General features: G+C 57.7%; 23 protein-coding genes. 17 read left to right on the top strand and 6 right to left on the bottom strand.

Annotation, left to right across the window (positions count from 1 at the left end; translation table 11 throughout):
* Nucleotides 1-96: 96 nt before the first annotated feature.
* On the bottom strand, nt 97-891 hold the full coding sequence (locus ACQE2I_RS02700; RefSeq protein WP_427029975.1) for an inositol monophosphatase family protein: 795 nt from the start codon (nt 889-891) through the stop codon (nt 97-99).
* A 187-nt stretch (nt 892-1,078) separates the two neighbouring features.
* Between ACQE2I_RS02700 and trmJ the strand changes: the two genes are divergently transcribed.
* The 16 genes from trmJ to ACQE2I_RS02620 all read left to right on the top strand — a co-directional run bounded on the left by trmJ (nt 1,079) and on the right by ACQE2I_RS02620 (nt 15,920).
* Nucleotides 1,079-1,831 carry a tRNA (cytosine(32)/uridine(32)-2'-O)-methyltransferase TrmJ gene (gene trmJ / locus ACQE2I_RS02695; protein ID WP_427029974.1) on the top strand — a complete coding sequence of 251 codons (753 nt, stop codon included), beginning with the start codon at nt 1,079-1,081 and terminating at the stop codon, nt 1,829-1,831.
* Between the two features lie 150 nt (nt 1,832-1,981).
* On the top strand, nt 1,982-2,845 hold the full coding sequence (cysE, locus tag ACQE2I_RS02690) for a serine O-acetyltransferase (protein ID WP_427029973.1): 864 nt from the start codon (nt 1,982-1,984) through the stop codon (nt 2,843-2,845).
* Between the two features lie 78 nt (nt 2,846-2,923).
* The gene (iscR, locus tag ACQE2I_RS02685; protein WP_427029972.1) at nt 2,924-3,391 is read left to right on the top strand and encodes a Fe-S cluster assembly transcriptional regulator IscR; all 468 of its coding nucleotides are present in this window, start codon (nt 2,924-2,926) and stop codon (nt 3,389-3,391) included.
* Between the two features lie 38 nt (nt 3,392-3,429).
* The gene (locus ACQE2I_RS02680; RefSeq protein WP_427029971.1) at nt 3,430-4,596 is read left to right on the top strand and encodes an aminotransferase class V-fold PLP-dependent enzyme; all 1,167 of its coding nucleotides are present in this window, start codon (nt 3,430-3,432) and stop codon (nt 4,594-4,596) included.
* A 30-nt stretch (nt 4,597-4,626) separates the two neighbouring features.
* Entirely contained in the window at nt 4,627-4,953 is a 327-nt protein-coding gene (locus ACQE2I_RS02675) for a HesB/IscA family protein (RefSeq protein ID WP_427029970.1), read from the top strand.
* 191 nt (nt 4,954-5,144) lie between these two features.
* The gene (ndk, locus tag ACQE2I_RS02670; RefSeq protein WP_427031373.1) at nt 5,145-5,570 is read left to right on the top strand and encodes a nucleoside-diphosphate kinase; all 426 of its coding nucleotides are present in this window, start codon (nt 5,145-5,147) and stop codon (nt 5,568-5,570) included.
* Nucleotides 5,571-5,661: 91 nt separating this feature from the next.
* On the top strand, nt 5,662-6,891 hold the full coding sequence (gene rlmN / locus ACQE2I_RS02665) for a 23S rRNA (adenine(2503)-C(2))-methyltransferase RlmN (protein ID WP_427029969.1): 1,230 nt from the start codon (nt 5,662-5,664) through the stop codon (nt 6,889-6,891).
* Nucleotides 6,892-7,008: 117 nt separating this feature from the next.
* Nucleotides 7,009-7,743 carry a type IV pilus biogenesis/stability protein PilW gene (pilW, locus tag ACQE2I_RS02660; protein ID WP_427029968.1) on the top strand — a complete coding sequence of 245 codons (735 nt, stop codon included), beginning with the start codon at nt 7,009-7,011 and terminating at the stop codon, nt 7,741-7,743.
* Between the two features lie 47 nt (nt 7,744-7,790).
* Nucleotides 7,791-8,822 carry a RodZ domain-containing protein gene (locus ACQE2I_RS02655; protein WP_427029967.1) on the top strand — a complete coding sequence of 344 codons (1,032 nt, stop codon included), beginning with the start codon at nt 7,791-7,793 and terminating at the stop codon, nt 8,820-8,822.
* Between the two features lie 8 nt (nt 8,823-8,830).
* Nucleotides 8,831-9,946, top strand: coding sequence for a flavodoxin-dependent (E)-4-hydroxy-3-methylbut-2-enyl-diphosphate synthase (gene ispG / locus ACQE2I_RS02650; protein WP_427029965.1), 1,116 nt, complete (start codon nt 8,831-8,833; stop codon nt 9,944-9,946).
* A gap of 79 nt (nt 9,947-10,025) precedes the next feature.
* Nucleotides 10,026-11,327 carry a histidine--tRNA ligase gene (hisS, locus tag ACQE2I_RS02645; protein ID WP_427029964.1) on the top strand — a complete coding sequence of 434 codons (1,302 nt, stop codon included), beginning with the start codon at nt 10,026-10,028 and terminating at the stop codon, nt 11,325-11,327.
* A gap of 95 nt (nt 11,328-11,422) precedes the next feature.
* Nucleotides 11,423-12,082: a YfgM family protein gene (locus ACQE2I_RS02640; RefSeq protein ID WP_427029963.1), complete on the top strand. Its 660-nt coding sequence runs from the start codon at nt 11,423-11,425 to the stop codon at nt 12,080-12,082.
* Entirely contained in the window at nt 12,079-13,242 is a 1,164-nt protein-coding gene (gene bamB, locus ACQE2I_RS02635) for an outer membrane protein assembly factor BamB (protein WP_427029962.1), read from the top strand. Before ACQE2I_RS02640 ends, bamB begins: the two co-directional genes overlap by 4 nt.
* Nucleotides 13,239-14,642: a ribosome biogenesis GTPase Der gene (gene der / locus ACQE2I_RS02630; RefSeq protein WP_427029961.1), complete on the top strand. Its 1,404-nt coding sequence runs from the start codon at nt 13,239-13,241 to the stop codon at nt 14,640-14,642. Before bamB ends, der begins: the two co-directional genes overlap by 4 nt.
* Before the next feature lie 170 nt (nt 14,643-14,812).
* Nucleotides 14,813-15,616 carry a M48 family metallopeptidase gene (locus ACQE2I_RS02625; RefSeq protein ID WP_427029960.1) on the top strand — a complete coding sequence of 268 codons (804 nt, stop codon included), beginning with the start codon at nt 14,813-14,815 and terminating at the stop codon, nt 15,614-15,616.
* Between the two features lie 19 nt (nt 15,617-15,635).
* The gene (locus tag ACQE2I_RS02620; protein WP_427029959.1) at nt 15,636-15,920 is read left to right on the top strand and encodes a hypothetical protein; all 285 of its coding nucleotides are present in this window, start codon (nt 15,636-15,638) and stop codon (nt 15,918-15,920) included.
* Nucleotides 15,921-16,037: 117 nt separating this feature from the next.
* Here ACQE2I_RS02620 and aroE read toward each other — a convergent pair whose 3' ends face one another.
* From aroE to ACQE2I_RS02595, 5 genes are all read right to left on the bottom strand, one after another.
* Complete coding sequence (aroE, locus tag ACQE2I_RS02615) at nt 16,038-16,859, bottom strand: shikimate dehydrogenase (RefSeq protein ID WP_427029957.1); 822 nt, start codon at nt 16,857-16,859, stop codon at nt 16,038-16,040.
* Nucleotides 16,856-17,794, bottom strand: coding sequence for an oxygen-dependent coproporphyrinogen oxidase (hemF, locus tag ACQE2I_RS02610; protein ID WP_427029956.1), 939 nt, complete (start codon nt 17,792-17,794; stop codon nt 16,856-16,858). The genes aroE and hemF overlap by 4 nt, the downstream gene beginning before the upstream one ends.
* A gap of 85 nt (nt 17,795-17,879) precedes the next feature.
* Nucleotides 17,880-18,437, bottom strand: coding sequence for an L-threonylcarbamoyladenylate synthase (locus tag ACQE2I_RS02605; RefSeq protein ID WP_427029955.1), 558 nt, complete (start codon nt 18,435-18,437; stop codon nt 17,880-17,882).
* A gap of 38 nt (nt 18,438-18,475) precedes the next feature.
* Nucleotides 18,476-19,612, bottom strand: a complete 1,137-nt coding sequence (gene dprA, locus ACQE2I_RS02600) for a DNA-processing protein DprA (RefSeq protein WP_427029954.1) — start codon at nt 19,610-19,612, stop codon at nt 18,476-18,478.
* A gap of 40 nt (nt 19,613-19,652) precedes the next feature.
* Nucleotides 19,653-20,498 carry a peptidoglycan-binding protein gene (locus ACQE2I_RS02595; protein ID WP_427029953.1) on the bottom strand — a complete coding sequence of 282 codons (846 nt, stop codon included), beginning with the start codon at nt 20,496-20,498 and terminating at the stop codon, nt 19,653-19,655.
* Between the two features lie 193 nt (nt 20,499-20,691).
* Between ACQE2I_RS02595 and def the strand changes: the two genes are divergently transcribed.
* The gene (def, locus tag ACQE2I_RS02590) at nt 20,692-21,204 is read left to right on the top strand and encodes a peptide deformylase (RefSeq protein ID WP_427029952.1); all 513 of its coding nucleotides are present in this window, start codon (nt 20,692-20,694) and stop codon (nt 21,202-21,204) included.
* Nucleotides 21,205-21,231: the final 27 nt, after the last annotated feature.

The following is a 21,231-nucleotide window of genomic DNA, read 5'->3' as shown; positions in this document are numbered from 1 at the left end:
GCTTCTTCTACCCACAAAAATGCCCCTGCTGGTTTCCCAGCAGGGGCATTTTTTATCCGCCGCAGGCGGCCTGTAGTGCTGAGTAAGTAGCGCTGTTTAGAAGTGCGGCGTTAGCTGCTTGGCCAACGCTTTGTAGAGACGCGGCCCAGCGGCCATTAGCTGTCCTTCTACTTTCACCGAAGGTTGGCCATCTGGCGTTCCCATCAAGGCACCCGCCTCTTTCAGGAACAGCGTTCCTACCTGCATATCCTGCTCTTCCAGACCTAGCACGAACGCACTGTCGACGCGACCACAGGCCAGCTCACATAGATCCAACAGCCCACAACCCGTGGCCAGCAGGGTTTCTACCTGCGGGGCAAGTTGCTGGGAGACAGTTAAATAAGCAGGTAGATGACGCGTGCGCAGCCAAGCTTCTGGTAGGCTCATAGCCAAACGCGTACCGCTGATCGCGGTCGGTTTGCTAACACGCATGCGCTTGTCGTTGTGCTGAGCGCCGCGGCCACGGCTGGCGATATATTCGTCGTCGGCGAACGGGCAGATAATCACCGCGTGCTCGGAACGACCTTTGATAAGACACACCACTGAGAGTGCAAAGCCCTTATCGGCCACGGCTAAATTGGAGTAGCCGTGCATCGGTTCAATTTTCCAGACGATATCCGCGCCTTCGCCTTCACCCGCGCGGTGCGGCGTAAAGCGGCCGGTAACACCGTGCTGAGGGTAACCGCGCTCCAACTGCTGAACAATTGTCGCTTCGGCCTTGCGCGCCGTCTCGTCGAGCAGGCGGTCAAGGTTAAATTCATCGTGCGCGTTTTCAATACGTTCGCGTACACGTAGGAAGTGTTCAACAGCGCCGCGTGCAGCACGCAACGTAAATTGGACCATCGGATTCATGATCGGGCCTTGTGACAGTGATGTTAAAGAACGTGATGCTAATCATAGCTCATAAAATATGTTCATAAGATAGCGCATCATTAGGCGTAGGTGCCGCCTTTGGCGCGCAATTCTAGCAGACCGCTCTCGGGCATGCCATCGACTCATGCTAGACTGCACGTTTTACGCCTATTTACCGAGCCTTATCATGCTTGAGCGCATTCGCATTGTACTAATCGGCACCAGCCACCCTGGTAATATCGGCGGCGTGGCACGCGCCATGCACAATATGGGCTTGGCAGATCTGGCCCTGGTTGCTCCCCGCTGCGAAGTTATTACCCAGGACAGCATTTCCCGCGCCTCCGGCGCTGACCACCTGCTCCACCAAGCCAAGGTCCACGCCACGCTGGAAGACGCGGCGGCAGATTGCACCTTGGCCGTAGGTGCCAGTGCGCGCTCGCGCACCCTGCCGTGGCCGATGCTCTCGCCCAGAGAATTGGCCGACCGTTTGCCCGCCGAGTGCCAGCCCGCTGATGCCCGTGTGGCACTCGTGTTTGGCCGTGAAGATAGCGGCCTTACCAATGCTGAGCTACAGCGCTGCCATGCCCACGTGCATATTCCGACTAATGCCGACTTTAGCTCGCTCAATTTGGCCGCGGCGGTGCAGGTGCTCGCTTATGAGTGCCGCATGGCCTGGTTAAGCCAAGCAGATGCAACTTCAACTACGCCGAATGATGACGATGACCTGGCCACCCACGCCGAGCTTGAGCGCTACTTCGAGCACTTAGAACGCACGCTGATTGGCATTGATTTCCACGACCCTGATCAGCCGCGACAGCTAATGGCGAGGCTGCGCCGCTTGTATCTGCGCGCCCGCCCAGAGCGCATGGAAATGAATATTTTGCGTGGGATTCTGTCGGCTACCGAAAAGGCTGCGAATAACAAGCCACCCAAGCCGTAATTGATTAGGCAGGAAACGCTAAACTTGAAGTTGACGCTACGTGCCCCAACTTCGCTATTCTGCTAACGTGATTTCTCTATTGATATTCCAAGAATCCGTTCTAATAGTTCAATAGCTGGACGCCGCCTTTATAACGCCAAGGAACACCTCATGTTTCAACGTCTACGTGAAGACATCAACAGCGTATTTGACCGCGACCCGGCCGCACGTAACTTTCTTGAGGTGCTGACCAATTACCCTGGCCTGCACGCCCTGCTGCTGCATCGCTGCGGCCACTGGCTGTGGAAGCAAAACCTCAAGTGGCTGGCGCGCACGCTGTCGACGTTCTCACGCTGGCTAACCGGGATTGAAATTCACCCGGGCGCCACGGTTGGGCGGCGGTTTTTTATCGATCATGGCATGGGCGTGGTGATTGGCGAAACAGCGCTGGTCGGCGATAACGTGACACTCTACCAAGGTGTCACCCTGGGCGGCACCAGCTGGAGCAAAGGCAAGCGCCACCCAACGTTAGGCGATGGCGTGATTGTCGGTGCGGGCGCCAAAATTCTGGGCCCCTTCACCGTTGGCGCCGGGGCCAAAATCGGCTCCAACGCGGTGGTCACCAAAGAAGTGCCACCGGGGGCTACCGTTGTCGGCATTCCCGGCAAAATTGTTAAGCGCGCCGACCCCGATGTGGAAGAGGCGTTGGACGTCGACCCCGCTCGCCGCGAAGCTATCTGCCAGAAATTTGGCTTTGATGCCTACGGCGTCAGCCAGGATATGCCCGACCCGGTGGCCCGCTCGATGCAGGCGATGCTCGACCATATGCACGCCGTGGATGAGCGCATTGAGCGCATGTGCTCTACCCTGCGCAAGCTAGACAACAACTACCGCGACGGCCAGTTACCGGCGCTGCGTGACGAAGATTTCGCCGACATTCTGGATGAGCATGACACCGGCTGCCCAGGCGTTGGCAAACACTCGACCGCAGCGTCGACAACCCAGCAAGAAACGCTGCCGCCGCGTAATGGTTGACCAAAGCACTCAGGTTTTCCCATAATGGCAGCACATTTGCCGGCAGTACGCTGAGCGTTCAGCGTCGAGGGGCTTGCCATGCGCTTGACCACCAAAGGCCGTTACGCCGTTACCGCCATGCTTGATTTAGCCTTGCATGCCCACAACGGCCCAACCAGCCTAAGCGATATCTCCCAGCGCCAAGAGATATCGTTGTCCTATTTAGAGCAACTTTTCGCTCGCCTGCGTCGTGCAGGCTTGGTCAACAGCGTGCGCGGCCCGGGCGGCGGGTATCTGCTTTCACAGCCGCCGGACGACATAAGCGTTTCAAAGGTGATTGACGCAGTGAATGAAAGCGTCGATGCCACGCGCTGCCAGGGACTTTCCGATTGCCAGCAAGGCGACACCTGCCTGACGCACCACTTATGGTGCGAGCTTTCCATACAGATTCGCCACTTTTTTGACGATATGACGCTCGCACAACTGATGCTGCGTCCTGATGTCATACGTATTGCATCGCGACAGAAGCAGCGCGCCGAGGCGGGCATTCTCGCTTCTTCACAATGATGAATTAAACCTGATTGATAAACTGCCGGAACGTAACAATGACCACACCCACACTGCCCATTTACCTGGATTACGCCGCCACCGCGCCGGCGGATGCCCGTGTGGTCGAGGTCATGCAGCGCTACCTGACGGTTGACCAACTATTCGCCAACCCCGCTTCGCGCAGCCATATGCTGGGCTGGCAGGCAGAGCAAGTCATTGAGCAGGCGCGTCGCCAAGTGGCCGACACGATTGGCGCCGACCCGAGAGAAATTGTCTGGACCAGCGGCGCGACAGAAGCCGATAACTTAGCGCTGATGGGCTTTATGCGCGCCAATCGCGAACACGGTTTGCACTTAGTCACCTCGACCATTGAGCATAAAGCGGTGGTAGATACCGCCCATGCGTTGGAAAAAGAGGGCTTTGAGGTCAGCTGGCTCAAGCCTGGCCGGGATGGCTGCATTCAACCTAAGCAGCTCCGCGCGGTAATGCGCGACGATACCGCGCTTGTTTCGCTTATGGCGGTTAACAACGAGCTGGGCAGCATCAACGATATCGCTGCCCTGGCGGAAACTGCCCATGAGTTTGGTGCAGCCTTCCATACCGATGCCGCCCAGGCGGTGGGGCGTATTCCGCTAGACGTCGTGGCCCAGCAGATTGACCTGATGTCGCTATCCGGCCATAAAACCTACGGCCCCAAAGGCGTAGGGGCGCTGTATGTGAGGCGCCATCCGGATATTCGCGTTGAGGCGCTGATCCACGGCGGCGGCCACGAACGCGGCATGCGCTCCGGCACTCTGCCGACGCACCAAATTGCTGGCATGGGCGAAGCCTTCGCGATAGTGCAGCAGCAGTATGACGATGATCAGGCCCATATTACGCACTTACAGCAGCGTTTTTTGCGTGGCCTTGAAGGCGTCGAGGGCGTTTTTGCCAACACGCCGCTAGATACCGCTGTTCCTAACATTCTCAACCTGGCGTTTGAAGGCGTCGACGGTGAGTCGCTGCTGATGGCGCTACGCGATGTAGCGGTCTCCACCGGCTCGGCGTGCAACTCGGCCAGTGTCGACCCTTCCTACGTGCTGCTCGGCATTGGCACACCGCGTGCGCTGGCGCTCTCGTCGCTGCGCTTTAGCTTCGGGCGCTTTACTACTAAAGCCGATATTGATCATGCGCTAACGCTCATACGCCACGCGGTGAGCGGCTTACGTACACCGCCCCGTTAAGCGGCTGACACTTTTTAAGGAGGACGCCTCATGGCAACACTCAATATTACCCCGGCTGCCGCACAACAGATTCGTCACGTGCTTGACGAGCGCGGCCAAGGACTTGGCCTGCGCGTTTCGGTTAAGCCAAGCGGCTGCTCTGGCTACAGCTACGTGCTCGATTTTGCCGACACCATTAGCGAAGAAGAGGTGCATTTTGAGGCACACGGGGCCAGCGTTTATGTCACCCCCGATGCGGTCGAAATGCTCAATGGCAGCGAAGTGGATTATGTCAGCGAAGGGCTCAACCGCTTTTTCCGCTTCAACAACCCCAACGTTAAAGATGAGTGCGGCTGCGGCGAAAGCTTTACCGTCTAACCTTTGCCTCTCAGGTTTCATCACCGGTATTCATCCCCCGGCTTAAGCGCTATAATCGCGCCCCTAGACGCCCAACATCAGGCAGCCGGGGTAGTTTCAAACACTACCCTCAGCCGAATTACTCTCTGGGCCGCCATGGCTTCCTGTGGCGGCAATTTTTGCTTAACCCTTTTATTAAGGAATCCATTAACATGGCTACTGAACGCACTCTTTCTATTGTCAAGCCTGATGCCGTCGCTAAAAATGCTATCGGCGAAATCATCGCTCGCTTTGAAAAAGCTGGCTTAAACGTCGTTGCTGCCAAAATGGTTCATCTCTCAGAAGAGAAAGCTGGCGGCTTCTACGCGGAACACAAAGAGCGCCCGTTCTTTAAAGACCTGGTCGGTTTCATGACCTCTGGCCCGGTCGTTGTTCAAGTGCTGGAAGGTGAAGGCGCGATTGCTAAAAACCGTGACCTGATGGGCGCAACCAACCCGAAAGAAGCTGCACCCGGCACCATTCGCGCCGATTTTGCGGAAACAATCGACGCTAACGCTGTCCATGGTTCTGATTCTCCTGAAAGCGCTGAGCGCGAAATCAGCTACTTCTTTGGCAATGACGAAATCTGCCCACGCTAAGCTGTTACGTTAGCGCTGCCGTCTCAACGTCAGTTGCCGGCCATTCTGCGGGGGCTTTTTGCCCCCGCCCCTTTCTATAACGCTGACCGCCATGACCACCACTGTAGCCCAACATACGCCCGCCCCCCGTCCAGGCGCTGATAGTACTGGTACCAATAGTACTGACGCCAATAGCTCAGACGCCGCCAGCACACCTGCTGCCAAAGCGATGCCTGAGCGTCACAACCTGCTGGGCATGTCCCGCGAGCAGATGGAAACCTTCTTCTTGTCGATCGGCGAGAAGAAGTTTCGCGCTGCGCAGCTGATGAAGTGGATTCACCAGGAAGGCAGCGATGATTTTGCTGCCATGACGAACCTGTCTAAATCGCTGCGTGAAAAACTGGCGCAGGTGGCCGAAATTCGTGGCCCGGCGGTGGTTTACGAAGGTACTTCCAGCGACGGTACGCGCAAGTGGGTGCTTGAGGTGGAAGACGGCAGCTACGTAGAAACGGTGCTGATTCCGGCCGAGAACGGTAAACGCCGCACGCTCTGCGTCTCTTCACAGGTTGGCTGTTCGCTGGACTGTAGCTTCTGTTCAACGGGCAAGCAGGGGTTTCAGCGTAACTTGACCGCCGCTGAAATTATCGGCCAGGTATGGGTCGCCCAGCGCAGCGTCGGCCCGCGCCGTGATACCGCCAACCGTCCGGTCACCAACGTGGTGATGATGGGCATGGGCGAACCGTTGCTCAACTTTGACAACGTTGTACCCGCCATGAAGCTGATGTTAGACGACAACGGCTACGGCTTGTCCAAGCGACGCGTGACGCTATCGACCTCTGGCGTAGTGCCGATGATCGACAAGCTCGGCGATGAAATGGACGTTAGCCTGGCGATCTCGCTGCACGCGTCGACGGACGAATTGCGCAATGAGCTGGTGCCCATCAACCGCAAATATAATATTCGCGCGCTGCTGGATGCCTGCCATCGCTATCTGTCCAAGTGCCCGGACAACCGTCAGGTCACTATTGAGTACACGCTGATCAAGGACATCAACGATCAACAGGAGCATGCCGAGCAGCTCGCCGCTCTGCTTAAAGAGCTGCCGTGTAAGATCAACCTGATTCCGTTCAACCCGTTCCCCAATTCAGGGTATGAAACGCCCTCTCGTAACCAAGTGATGCGCTTCCAGCAGCGGCTGTACGACTTGGGCTACAACGCGACGGTGAGAATGACCCGCGGTGAAGATATTGATGCCGCCTGCGGCCAGCTCGTGGGTCGCGTGAAAGATCGCACCAAACGCAGCGCGCGTTACATCCAGTCAGTGCAGCTTGATGCGGACTAGGTGATGGTTAGAAAACCGTGCTTATCTTGACTTCCGCCTAGCACGGCGCTTTGATGGTCACGGTTTTTATTTGCATTGCTGGATTAGCCGTTGGACGTTTTCAACTAGAGGATTTACATGATCGCTCACCGCAGGCGCCAACACCCCTCACGGGTGCCCATGCTAACCGTGCTTATCGGTAGTCTGTGGCTAGCCGGCTGTGCCTCGTCCAACTCTCTCTCACCGCAGACCAACCCCGCGGCGGCAGACGCCTATACCCAGCTTGGCGTCGCCTATCTGGAGCGCGACAACCTACCCCGCGCACTCAATGCGTTAGACCGGGCACTCGACATTGCCCCACGCCATGCAGAAGCGTTACAGGGGCTGGCGCTGGTCTATCAGCGTCAGGGCGAAAGCGCGCTTGCTGAAGATTATTTCCAACAGGCGGTTAACGCCGAGCCGGATTTCACCCGTGCCCGTAACAACTATGCGGCCTTCTTATTCGGCCAAGGTAAACTCGACGTCGCCTGTGAACAGTTAGAAATCGCATCCCAGGATGCCCAGTACGCCAACCGTGCCCAGCTATTTACTAATTTAGGGCAGTGTTACCTGGCGCTGGAAGAATTCGCTAAAGCGCGCGCTCGATTAGAGCGTGCGCAAAGTATTGATCCGCGTAATCCACGCGGTTATTTAATGTTAGCCGAACTCGAATATTCGCAGGGCCATTACCCTCAGGCCTGGGCACCTCTGCAAACCTATTTGCAGCTCGCCGAGCCCAACCAAGCAGCATTGGAAATGGCGGTTGATATCGCCCAAGCGCGCGGCGCGCACAGTGCTGCCGCCGACTACCAGCGCCTGCTTGGCAACGACTGATTAATTAACGCCCTGATCACCGCTTATTTAATGAAGGATGCTCAGCCATGAGCGATACACAGTCACAAGAAAACGTCATTGGTAGCCCTAACACCACCGCCACCCCCGGTGAACTTCTATCTCGCCAGCGCGAGCAGCTTGGTGTTCCACTCGCCGATGCTGCTCGGGCGTTAAATCTGCGCCCCGCGGTGGTGGCAGGGCTTGAGCAGGATAACTATCAAGAAATCCCCGTCGCCGCTTATCGGCGCGGCTACCTGCGCGCTTACGCAAAATACCTCGACATGGATGACCGCTTAGTGCTTGAGGCGTACCAAGCTCACAATGGCACGACTGATACCGAACGCAAAGTGACTATGGTTTCCACTGTCAAGCCGCCTTCACGCGTGGGTGACTGGCTGTTCAAGCTGGTGACCCTACTAGTGATTGTAGGGCTGATTGCGGTGACCGTGATGTGGTGGCAAAGCCGCGGCGGCAATGAGCCGCCGAACGTTGGCGCGACCTCGACCGAAGAAACCGCCAGCGAGCCAGCCGAGCCTGCAGACGAGAGCGGCGAAGCAAGCTCTAGCTTCACCAGCGGTAACGAAAGCGCGTCGCTGCCAAGCAATGCCACCAACGTCATGCCTTCGGCTGCAGAAGCACCGGCGTCAAGCAGTGAAGAAAATGCAGACGCCATTGCTAGCCTTGACGAGCGCCCGCAGGAGAGTGATAACGATACCGCCAACACTGCCGCTGAAAACGCCGAGCTGAGCGGTACTGACCAGCCCAGTGAAGAACAGGCTAATGAAGAACAAAACAGCGCGGATAGCGAGCAAACTGCCGCGGCTGAGACCGCCAATGCCAATGTCCTTGAGCTAACGTTTAACGAGCAGTCGTGGACTGAAATTTTTGATGCCAACAATCAGCGCGTCTTCGTTGGCCTGCAAACGCCTGGCACCTCGACAAGCGTCGAAGGCGAGCCGCCCTTTCGTTTAACCGTGGGCAATGCCACCGGCGTCGAACTGCGCTACCAAGGCGAGGAAGTCGACCTTCCCGCCCGTGCAGGCGCCAACAATGTTGCCCGATTTACCCTGGGAGAGTGACCCGTCCTATGCACGCCCCTTCTCCGATAAAACGCCGCCATTCCCGCCAGATTCAGGTCGGAAACGTCGCGGTGGGCGGTGATGCCCCTATTGCCGTTCAAAGCATGACCAACACCGACACCCTGGATGTGGCCGCTACCGTGGCGCAAATCCAGCAGTTGGAACAAGCCGGTGCCGATATTGTGCGCGTCTCGGTCCCCGACATGGACGCCGCCGAGACCTTTGGTCAGATCAAAAAGCTGGTCAATGTACCGCTCGTTGCCGACATTCATTTTGATTACAAAATTGCCCTGCGCGTCGCCGAGTTAGGCGTCGACTGCCTGCGTATCAACCCTGGCAACATCGGCCGCGAAGACCGCGTGCGCGCCGTTGTCAGCGCAGCCAGAGACAACGGCATTCCAATTCGCATCGGCGTCAACGCCGGCTCGTTGGAAAAAGATTTGCAGAAAAAATATGGCGAACCCACGCCAGCGGCGCTGGTGGAATCTGCCATGCGCCACATCGACTATCTTGACCGCCTCGACTTCCCCGAGTTTAAAGTCAGCGTAAAAGCCTCGGATGTGTTTATGGCCGTGGCCGCCTACCGTGACTTGGCGGCGCGTATTGAACAACCGCTGCACTTAGGTATTACCGAAGCCGGTGGACTGCGCTCGGGCACGGTCAAATCCTCGATTGGCCTGGGCATGCTACTGATGGATGGCATCGGCGACACGATTCGCGTATCGCTGGCGGCAGACCCGGTGGAAGAGATTAAAGTCGGCTTTGATATGCTCAGAAGCCTTAAGCTGCGCTCTAAGGGTATTAACTTTATTGCCTGCCCCAGCTGCTCGCGCCAAAACTTTGACGTTATTAGCACTATGAATCAGCTCGAAGAGCGGTTGGAAGACGTTATGACCCCGCTCAACGTCTCGGTGATCGGCTGCGTAGTCAACGGCCCCGGCGAAGCCAAAGAGACCGATATCGGCCTCACCGGCGGCAGCCCTGCCAACTTGGTGTATATCGACGGCAAGCCTACCAGCAAGCTGCGCAACGACCACTTGGTAGACGACCTGGAGCGGCTGATTCGCGACAAAGTGCGCGAAAAACAGCAGCAGCAAGACGCTATGATTGCCCGCAGCGTTTAATTCACACTGGGGCTAGCTGCCAGCCAGCACGCGCAGCGTCTGTTGGCAGAACTATGTTGGCAGTACTGAGGAGTTTTCATTGAGCAAGTCCGCCGTTAAAAAGGTTCAAGCCATTCGTGGTATGAACGACCTATTGCCTGCCGACAGCCCGCGCTGGCAATTTTTTGAAGCCAAAGTACGCCAGCTAATGCTGCGCTACGGTTTCAACGAAATCCGCACGCCTATCGTTGAGCAAACGGCGCTGTTTGCCCGCTCGATTGGTGAAGTCACCGATATCGTCGAAAAAGAGATGTACACCTTTGACGATCGTAACAGCGAGAGCCTGACGCTGCGCCCCGAAGGTACTGCCAGCTGTGTGCGCGCGGCCATGGAGCACGGCCTGCTGTATAACCAAACCCAACGGCTGTGGTACCAGGGCCCGATGTTCCGCTACGAACGCCCGCAAAAAGGCCGCTACCGCCAGTTTCACCAGATTGGCATTGAGGCCTTCGGTTTTGATGGTCCAGATATCGACGCCGAGGTGATCCTGCTTTCGGCTCGCCTGTGGCAAGAGCTGGGATTGATGGAACACGTCACCCTCGAGCTTAATTCGCTGGGTTCCTCTGAGGCGCGGGCGGCCTATCGAGATACGCTGGTAGCCTACTTTGAACAGCACCATGAGGTGCTCGATGAAGACTCCAAGCGCCGATTAACCAGCAACCCGCTGCGCATTCTTGACTCCAAGAACCCAGCCATGGCCGAGATGCTTGACGCTGCGCCGCAGCTGATGGACCACCTGGACGCCGAGTCCCGCGTGCACTTTGAGCAACTTACCAAGATGCTTGAAGCAGCGGGCATTAGCTACGTGATCAACCCGCGCTTAGTACGCGGGCTCGACTACTACTGCCGCACGGTGTTCGAGTGGACCACTACCGCGCTGGGCAGCCAAGGCACCGTTTGCGCTGGTGGTCGTTACGACGGTTTGGTCGAACAGCTGGGCGGCAAACCTACCCCAGCGGTGGGCTTTGCCATGGGTATCGAACGGCTGATTCTATTGCTCGACACCCTTGAGCTGTTCCCTGAGGACGCTCTCGGTGGTTGCGATGTTTTTGTGCTACCGATGGACGACAACGCTACCACGGCGGCCATTACTCTGGCTGAACAGCTGCGCGGCGAACTGCCTGAACTGCGTTTACAGCTACACTGCGGTGGCGGCAGTTTCAAAAGCCGGATCAAAAAAGCCGATAAAAGTGATGCCTCAATGGCGATCCTGCTCGGCGAGGATGAAATGATGGCGCAGTCAGCGACCCTCAAGTTTCTACGCGATGACCGCGAACAGCAGCGTGTGCCATTAGCCACTTTAGCGAGCACACTGCGCGAGCTTTTAACAGCTAACGCATAAGCCCTGCAGGCTAACCCGATGGTTTGTGTATACGGCCTTAGCTAACGTAGATACGAACTTAGAGAAATAAGTACTTAGAAAACAGGAGCCCGCCCGTGGTGGAGCTGAGAAGCGAAGAAGAGCAGCTAGACGCCGTCAAGCGCTGGTGGAAAGAGAACGGGATGTCGTTGATTGCCGGCGTAGTGCTGGCTGCGGCGGGCGTGTTCGGTTGGAATGCCTGGCAGAACTATCAACAGGGCCAGTCAGAAGCCGCCTCCATGCGCTACCAGCAGATTGTCAATATGACCTCCGCCAACGAGCTTGGCGAAGATGCATTGGCCAGCGCGCGTGAGATGGTCAGCGAACTAAACGACGAGCATGGCGACACGCTGTACGCGGAACTTGCCCTGCTGCTTGATGCCCGTTTAGCCGTTCAGCAAGGCGATTTGGAAGGCGCGAGAACCGCGCTGGAAAACGTTGCCAGCGAATCTTCGCGCCGCTATGTGCAGAGCCTTGCTTGGCTGCGCTTGGCACGGGTGGAGCTCGCTGATGGCAACCCGACACAAGCCTTAGCGCTGTTAGACGAGCCCATTAGCGACGCGTTAGCCGCCCAGCAGGCAAACGTGCGTGGCGATGCGCTTGCTGCCCAAGGTGACACAGAGGCAGCCCGTGACGCGTGGCAAACCGCTATGGACGTATCGCAAACCCAAGACCAACCGCTTTACGGCGTGCAGCTCAAGCTTGACGACCTCGGCGCTGAGGAGGCAACACAATGATGAATATCTCAAAACCGCTATTGCGGGCAAGTTTAAGCGCGTTAACGCTGGCACTGCTGGTGGGTTGTGCCAGCAAAGGCGAGCCGGCTTATACCCCCAAAGAGCTGCGCAGCTTCGATGAGACCTCCTCGTTGAATACCCAGTGGCGGCGCACCATTGGTGAAGGCTTAGGCCATCAGCGCTACCCGATTGCCCCCGCCCGTGAAGGCGACAGCGTATTTGCCGCGGACGTCGAAGGCGTGGTCATGGCGATGAATGCCGATAGCGGCGACGTCGAGTGGGAAATTGATCTTGATACGTCTATTTCCAGCGCATTAACGGCAATTGCCGGGCAGGTTTACCTGGCCACCGGTAATGGCGAAGTGATCGCTCTGAACCAGCGTGATGGCAGCGAAAGCTGGCGCTCGCGGGTCTCCAGCGAAGTGCTGGCCGCACCGCAGGCAAACCAGCAGTTGCTGGTGGTACAAAGCGTTGATGGCCGCGTGACTGCCTTGGACCGCGTCACTGGCGAAGAGTACTGGGTGTATACCAGTTCGCAGCCGTCGTTAACGCTGCGCGGCTCCGGTACGCCGATGGTGATCGATCCGGTCAGCTTTGTCGGCCTGGCTAACGGCCGCTTGGCCACCCTGGATAACCGCAGCGGCCAACCGCTATGGGATATGCAGGTAGCCACGCCCCGCGGGCGCAGCGAAGTAGAACGCCTGGTCGATCTTTCAGGCCAGCCGATTATTAGCCCTGACGGCCGCCTTTTTGTGACCAGTTACAACGGTCGCGTGGTAGCGCTGGAAGCCACCCAAGGCAATTTGCTCTGGGAAGCCGATATCTCCAGCCGTCACACCCCGATTCTAGTCGGTGACCTGCTGTTTGTGGTTACCGATAACAGCGAAGTCGTCGCGTTAGATGCCAACAGCGGCCAAGCGGTTTGGCGCAATGACGATCTTGAAGATCGTTGGTTGACCGCCCCCGCCTTTGCCGATGGACGTTTAGTGTTCGGCGATTTTGACGGTTATCTTCACCTGATCGACGCTCGCGAAGGCAACATCGTGGGTCGCACTCGCGTACACAGTTCGGGCATCAGCGTACGCCCGGTCACTGAAGGCAGCACCATTCATGCCCAGGCCAACAATGGTCGCCTGGAAACCCTGGAAGTAACTCCATGACACCCGTCATTGCTTTAGTCGGTCGCCCCAATGTGGGTAAGTCGACGTTGTTTAACCGCCTAACGCGCTCGCGTGATGCACTGGTGGCCGACTTTCCTGGCCTCACCCGCGACCGCAAGTATGGCAACGGCATGCTGGGCGACAAAGTCTATACGGTGATTGACACCGGCGGCATCAGCGGCGACGAAGAGGGTATCGACGCCGCCATGGCGGAGCAGTCACTCGCCGCCATTGATGAAGCCGATATTGTGCTATTTATGGTCGACGCCCGCGCCGGCCTTATCGCCGCTGACCAGGCAATTGCCAACCACCTGCGGGTTAACCAGAAAAAAACCTGGCTGGTGGTGAATAAAACCGACGGGTTGGAAGAGCACTCGGCGATGGGCGACTTTTGGTCGCTCGGCCTAGGCGATCCTTGGCCGATTGCTGCCGCCCACGGGCGCAACGTTTCTACCCTGATTGACGTGGTACTCGAACCGTTTCCCGAGCGTGATGCCAGCATCCCCGCCGACACTGGCAGCAAAGGCGTGCGCATCGGCGTCATTGGCCGACCTAACGTGGGCAAATCGACCCTGGTCAATCGCTTGCTTGGCGAAGACCGGGTGGTGGTCTTTGATGAAGCGGGCACCACCCGCGATGCTATCGAAATTCCCTTCGAGCGCCGCGGTAAGTCCTACGTACTGATCGATACCGCGGGCATCCGGCGGCGTAAGAACGTGCGCGAAATCGCCGAGAAATTCTCCATTATCAAGACCCTGGATGCGATCAAAGAGTCCCATGTAGTGATCATGGTACTGGATGGCTCCAGCGGTTTGGTGGAGCAGGATCTGCATCTGCTCGACTACGTATTAACCACCGGTCGGGCGCTGGTGCTGGCGGTGAATAAGTGGGACGGCTTAGAGAGCGAAGCCAAGGATAAAATGCGCAGCGAGGTAAAACGCCGCCTAGGCTTTGCCGATTACGCCGAGCTGCACTTTATCTCTGCCCTGCACGGCACGGCAGTGGGCGATCTTTACCCCTCGATTGATCGCGCCTTTAACGCCGCTAACGCTCACTGGTCGACCAACCGTTTAACCACCCTGCTGCAAGATGCGGTCAGTCAAAATCCACCGCCGATGGTACACGGGCGGCGCATTAAGCTGCGCATGGCTCACCAGGGCGGCAGCAATCCGCCGATTATCGTCGTCCACGGCAACCAAACCGAGTCGCTGCCAGAGGCCTATCGCCGCTATCTGACGAACACCTTCCGCAAGGTGCTCAAGGTGCGCGGCACGCCGATTCGCTTTGAGTTTCGTTCGGGTAGCAACCCGTTCGATAGCATGGCAGGCGCCAGTGATAAAGAGAAAGCCAAGAAGCGCGAGCTTACCCGCACCAAAGAGGCGCGCAAGAGCCGTCGCTAAACTTCTTTGTTAACCCGCTAATATTGCTTACCTATTGGTTATTCAAGTGGCTGCTTGGTTCAGCCTCCATACTCATCCTCTAGGTAGGTTATGATAAGAAGGATTGATTTACTGCTATCAGCGGTTATCTTGTGAGCAAGAACCCCATACGTCTAAAAGGAAACCGTCTCATGCGCTGGCTTCGCCCTCTCGCTGTTACCGCGCTATGCGCGTCTATCGCCGCTTGTACTACCTCGCCCACCGGGCGCTCGCAGCTGTTGCTGCTGTCTGACAGCGAATTGAATGAGATGGGCCGTCAGGCGTTCACTCAATATCAGCAGGAACTGCCCTCGGCTGGCCAGGCCAGCCACCGCTATGTGCAGTGTATTGCCGACGCCATCGTGACGGAGCTCCCCGCCGAACAGCAGCAGCTAGACTGGCAAATCCGCGTGTTTGAATCGGAGCAGCCCAACGCCTTCGCTCTGCCCGGCGGCTATATGGGCGTGAATACCGGCATGCTGGATATTGCCACTAGCCAAGACCAGCTGGCCTCCGTCGTGGGGCACGAAATTGGTCACGTGCTAGCCAATCATGCTAACGAGCGCGCCTCTACCGAGAGCGCCACGTCGCTTGGCTTGTCGGTAATCTCCAGCACTTCGGGCATGCAGTCAGCCGGGGGGCAGCAGCTAATGGGCGTACTGGGCATGGGCGCGCAGTACGGCATCGTGTTGCCGTTCTCGCGGGCTCATGAAAGTGAGGCTGACGTCATTGGCCTGGACCTAATGGCGCAAGCAGGCTTCGACCCACGTGAAAGCGTCACCTTGTGGAACAATATGCAGGCTGCCTCAGGTGGCGGCGCACCGCCCGAGTGGATGTCGACCCACCCAGGCCAAGGCCAGCGCATTGAAGGCCTACAAGGCAATATGGATCAAGCCCTGGCGCTTTATGAGCAAGCCCGCAGCAATGGCCGTACACCCAACTGCCCGCGCCCTTAACGGCAGCCTTGAGGTTTAAATGATTAAGCTGGGATTATTGCTGCTGGTACTGCCACTGTTTGTGCTGATGGGCGTGTATTTCTGGGAGCTGAATGATGTACGCGCCTGCCAGCTTGATGGCGGCCACTGGGACTACATTGAAAGCGTCTGCCGGGAGACCCCGCAACCCTTCGTCTCCTGGCTGCAGCGCTCGCCGCTGCTCGTCAATGGCGGCATGCTGCTCTCGGTGGTAGGTCTAGTAGTGTGCACAGTGGGGCTGTACAGTGGGGCTGTACGTAAAACGCGCCAAGTGAAGCATTTTTAGCGGCATATTTAGCGGTATAGATAAAAAGCGGGGGCGGATACATTATCCGCCCCCGCTCTTTTTGCAGTATTGCTGACGCCGTTATTAATGCATTAATTGCCGCACTTATTGACGCATTTATAAATAGTTAAGCGACTGGCGCAGCATTTCACGCACGGGTGCCGTATCGGGGCGTACATTGCGCCACAGGAAAAACGATTCGGCAGCCTGCTCGACCAGCATGCCCAAACCGTCTAGCAGTTTCGCACCGCGTGGGCCGGCCCACTGTAAAAATACCGTCGGTTCGACCCCGTACATCATGTCATAAGCCCAGGCGTTGGCGGCAAAGAGTTCATCAGGAAGCGGCGGCAACTCACCCGTAAGGCTGGCGCTGGTGCCGTTAATCACGACATCAAAGACGCCACTGACGGTGTCAAAACCACCGCCACGGATGCTTCCCAGATCGGCAAAATCGCTGGCCAACTGCTCGGCTTTGGCAGCGGTGCGATTAACCACGACGACTTCGCTGGGCTGCTCGCCAAGCAGTGGCTCTAGAATACCGCGCACGGCGCCGCCGGCCCCTATCACCAACACACGCTTTCCCGCTAACGCCACGCGGTGATAGGCCAAGTCGCGCACTAGGCCAATGCCATCGGTAGTATCGCCGTAGGTACGGCCATTGCCACCCAGGATCAGCGTATTGACCGCCCCTGCCCGACGGGCGCGGTGGCTCAAGGTATCGCACAGCGCGAAGGCATCGCCTTTGAACGGCACAGTCACGTTGGCACCACGCCCGCCCGCGTCGATAAAGGCGCGCCAGGCACCAGCGAAGCCATCCAGCGCCGCTTCTTCGGCGCTGTACTCAATTGCTTGTGCCGTTTGATGGGCAAACTCAGCGTGGATCTGCGGGGATTTGGAGTGCTTAACGGGGTTGCCAAACACGCAGTAGCGATCGGTCATGATGATTCTTCCATCGTTTCAGCAAATTCGCCAAGCCAGTCCCGGGGCTGTAAGAAATCCTGCAAACGCATCTCAGCGCTACCCGGCGCTGGCTCAAAGGCATACTCCCAGCGCGCCAGCGGCGGCATCGACATCAAAATGGATTCGGTGCGCCCGCCGCTCTGCAGGCCGAACAGCGTGCCGCGATCCCACACCAAGTTGAACTCCACGTAGCGGCCACGGCGGTAGAGCTGAAAATCGCGCTCGCGAACGCCCCAGGCGTCGTTTTTACGCCGCTCGACGATGGGCAGGTAAGCTTCCAGAAAGCTGTCGCCCACTGCACGCTGCATGGCAAAACAGTCGGCAAACTCACCTGCGTTTAAATCGTCGAAAAACAGTCCGCCCACACCGCGGGTTTCATCGCGATGCTTGAGGTAGAAGTACTCATCGCACCAGGCTTTGTAACGCGCATAAACGTCATCGCCAAAGGGATCACAGGCGGCTTTTGCCACTCGGTGCCAGTGCACCACATCTTCCATCACGGGATAAAACGGCGTTAAGTCAAAGCCGCCGCCAAACCACCACACCGGCGGCTCGCCGACTTTCTCGGCAATAAAGAAGCGCACGTTGCCATGGCTGGTCGGCACATGCGGGTTTTCCGGGTGCAATACCCAGGAAACGCCCACTGCGTGAAAGCTGCGCCCAGTCAGTTCAGGGCGCGCAGCGGTTGCCGAAGGCGGCAGCTGAGCGCCATAGACATGGGAGAAGTTGACGCCGCCTTTTTCAAACACGCCACCATGGGTCATCACCCGCGAACGTCCACCGCCGCCCTCTGCACGCTGCCAACTATCCTCTTGGAACTGGCCAGTGCCATCGGCTTTCGCCAAACCAGCGCAGAGCCGTTCCTGCAGATCAAGAAGGTAGCGTTTAACGTCATCAAGGTGCTCGTGGGCCACGGTAACTCCTAAGGGGTAAATTAAATAGTGAGTAGTGATGCGTGAATAGTGAATAGTGAATAGTGAATAGTGAATTGATAGATTGTTAGGGGCGCATGATTCTACCGGTGGCCAAGTCCCTGATGGTACTGGGGCTGGCGTCGCCGCCTAGCGCGCCTTCCACGACATAGGCGACTTCATCGCCAAAGATTTCCGTAATCTCAGCGGCGCTCATGGCGGGAGGCTCGCCAGCACGGTTGGCAGAGGTGGAGACCAGCGGGCCACCGAACGCCTCACACAGCGCTTTCATTAGCGGGTGGTCAGTAACGCGTAGCGCTACGCGCTCGTGGGCTCCGCGCACCAGCCCATGGCTGCGGCCATTATCGGGCACTAACCAAGTGTTTGGGCCCGGCCAGCTGGCGGCCAGCGGCGCGTGTAGTGCTAACGGAAGTTGATTCAGCCAGGGTTGAAACTGCTCGATACTCGCGGCAACCAGAATGACGCCCTTCGCCGGATCGCGCTGTTTTATACGCATCAGGAGCGCTAACGCTTCGTCATTTTCCGGGTCGCAGCTAAGCCCCCAAACCGCTTCGGAGGGGCAGGCAATGACGCCCCCATCACGCAGCGCGCTAATCGCAGGCGCTAGATCGGTAGACAAACTCATGGCCTCTCCTCGAACATGCCGTTAATAGCCGCATCCTATCATGAGCGCGGTAGCCGCACCCAGCCTCCCGCCTGCTGGCTTACCCAGCCGTCCAACTCCAGCATAAGCAGGCGCTGCTGGCAGTCGCTGACCGATGCGCCGGTAAAAGCTACCAGTGAATCGAGAGGCGTTGGCGTGGCCGATAGAGAGGTTAATAATGGGTCGGGCAAGCTATCCGCTTGCGACGCTTCTTTAGTCGGTTGTTCTGCCATGGCGGATAACGGTTGCTGAAAGGGGCCCTCGGGCGGGATAAACGCCTCCGCCCAGTGGCCGAGATCAGCAATGATATCGTCGACGTTACAGGCCAGATGAGCGCTCCCCTGGCGTAGTAGTGACAAGCAGCCGCGGGCCTGCACGTTGTGCAGCGACCCCGGGAGCACAAACAGCTCGCGATTTTGCTCTAAGGTGAGCCGGGCGCTGACCAGTGAACCGCTTTTTTCGGTCGCTTCGACCACCAGGGTGCCAAGCGAGAGACCGGTAATGATTCTATTACGGCGTGGAAAAAATGCTGGGCGCGCCAGGGTACCCGGCGGGTGTTCTGACAGCAGCAGTCCGCCGGGCAAACGACTGAGCTGCTCGTGAAGATCGCGGTTTGAGGCAGGGTAGATTACATCCACGCCGCAGCCGAGTACGGCAACCGTGCTTCCTTCCGCATTCAACGCAGTACGCTGGGCCACACCGTCAACCCCTAACGCCATGCCGCTGACTACACACCAGCCGCGGCGGACAAGATCTCGGGCAAACGTTTGGGCGTTGTGGGTGCCTTCGCCGGTAGGACGACGAGTGCCCACCATGGCAAGCTTGGGACCTTCAAGCGCGCTAATGTCCCCCTGGGCCCAGAGCACTGCAGGCGGGTCAGGCAGTTCATTTAACAGCTCAGGCCAAGCGGGATGGTCACGATGCAGGACATGCCGTGCGGAGCCGCCTTGTTGCCACGCCAGGGTCTCATTGACGACACCTTGTAGTGGACTACGGGTGGGGTGTTCAAGCCATAGGCGCAGCTCGCTAGCCGCTCGGCTGGGCAGTGCAGCCAACCAGCCCTCCGGCCACTGTGGCTGGCGGGCTACCAACTGCGCTATACGCAGCGCGCCCATCCCAGGCAACGCATTGACCACCAACCACTCCTGGGCGTCCATACACCCTCCTTAATAAGCGCATTATTTGTGTTGCCAGCCGTTAGTTAGCCGGTGACTCAACTTGATCACCCACTTCCAGCACTCGCGATGCCTGCATCACTAAAGCGTAGCTGACGTGATCATAAGGCCTAAACACCATAACGCTACCCGCTTCACTGCTAGGCAATTGAACCAGCTCCTGGGTGCGCGGGTCATTGACCAACTCACCCTGCTGATTAACTCGCAGCACATGGCCCGCCTGCAGGCCATCCAGCGTGCCAAGATCAAGGGTAACGATCTGAAAGCGGCCGATAAAACGCACCCCACCGGGCACACCGATAATGTGCCCTTCAAGCGTATTCAGCGGCGCGTGGGGCATAAGCTCGGTGCTTAGCGCACGCTCTTCTAGCGGCAAAATAATATCGTTTACGCGCACCTCCTGATGAGACCTCAGCACCTCAAGCTGAGTAATACCGCCGTCGCTGCTGACATGCCGTGCGACACCCACATTAATCAGCTCCAAGCCAAGTGGCGTGCCATCCATGGCTTGGTAGGATTCCGACTGCCGGTAGATGCCCACCTGGCCATGACGCGGCACCTCACCACGCACATATAACCTGTCCCCCGCGCCGCTGATCAGACGGCGATCATCCCCGGCCACTATGTAAGCCAGCTCCTGCAACGCATCGGCATCATCCACAACGCGGTGTTGGCGCAGAAAGGCCTGCGCTTCTTCCACAGCGATTGGCTCAATCGCTTCACGATGGGGCAAAGTACGCACCTGCGGTGAAAGTTTAACCACCTGCTGATCACGCTCCCACGCGGCGACATCGCTACTCACCAGCAACACTGCACTCAGCAGCAAACCACTAAATGCCCCCCGGTAGGCGTGTTGTTTTGCCGCCATCCTGCTCTCCCCTAAAAAGGTGCATAGAAGGGTTCTTATGTTGATGATTAGACGCTATGCGCCTTGGCCGCTTATGCCCAGAAACATTGACAGCATGATATAGTGACCCATCATAAAGTACCTAGGTTAAGCGACTCTCGTCACTGCCTAGCTTGACTTAATTCAGACTCAGCATAACGGTGATTGTAACGTCATGGCCAAACTTCCTATTCTTGAATTCCCCGATGAGCGCCTGCGCACCAAGGCTGCTGCGGTGGAAAGCGTTGACGATGAGGTGCGCAAGCTCGTCGACGATATGCTGGAGACCATGTATGACGCCCGCGGTATCGGTCTAGCCGCGACCCAGATCGATGTCCATCGTCGGGTCGTCGTCATGGATGTCAGCGACGACAACTCCCAGCCGCTGGTGCTCATCAATCCACGCTATACCGCGATTGGCGATGAAAAAGAGCCTTTATCAGAAGGCTGCCTATCGATTACTGACTACTACGCCGAAGTGCCCCGCTATCTCAAAGTGCAGCTCAACGCGCTGGATCGCAATGGCGATGCCTACGAGCTAGAGGCCGAAGGCCTGCTGGCGCACTGTATTCAGCATGAGTACGACCACCTTGAAGGCGTGCTGTTTGTTGATTATCTGTCGCCGCTCAAGCGTGACCGTATCCTCAAGAAGATGCAGAAACGCCATAAGCAGATTCAGGACGCGTAACCCTCTTTGCCTACTTACATTCCAGAT

It is taken from the genome of Halomonas sp. H2 (genome assembly GCF_050215315.1).
Lineage (GTDB): Bacteria > Pseudomonadota > Gammaproteobacteria > Pseudomonadales > Halomonadaceae > Vreelandella.
Note: the sequence above shows the minus strand (reverse complement) of the source record. Positions and strands in the feature narration are given on the sequence as shown.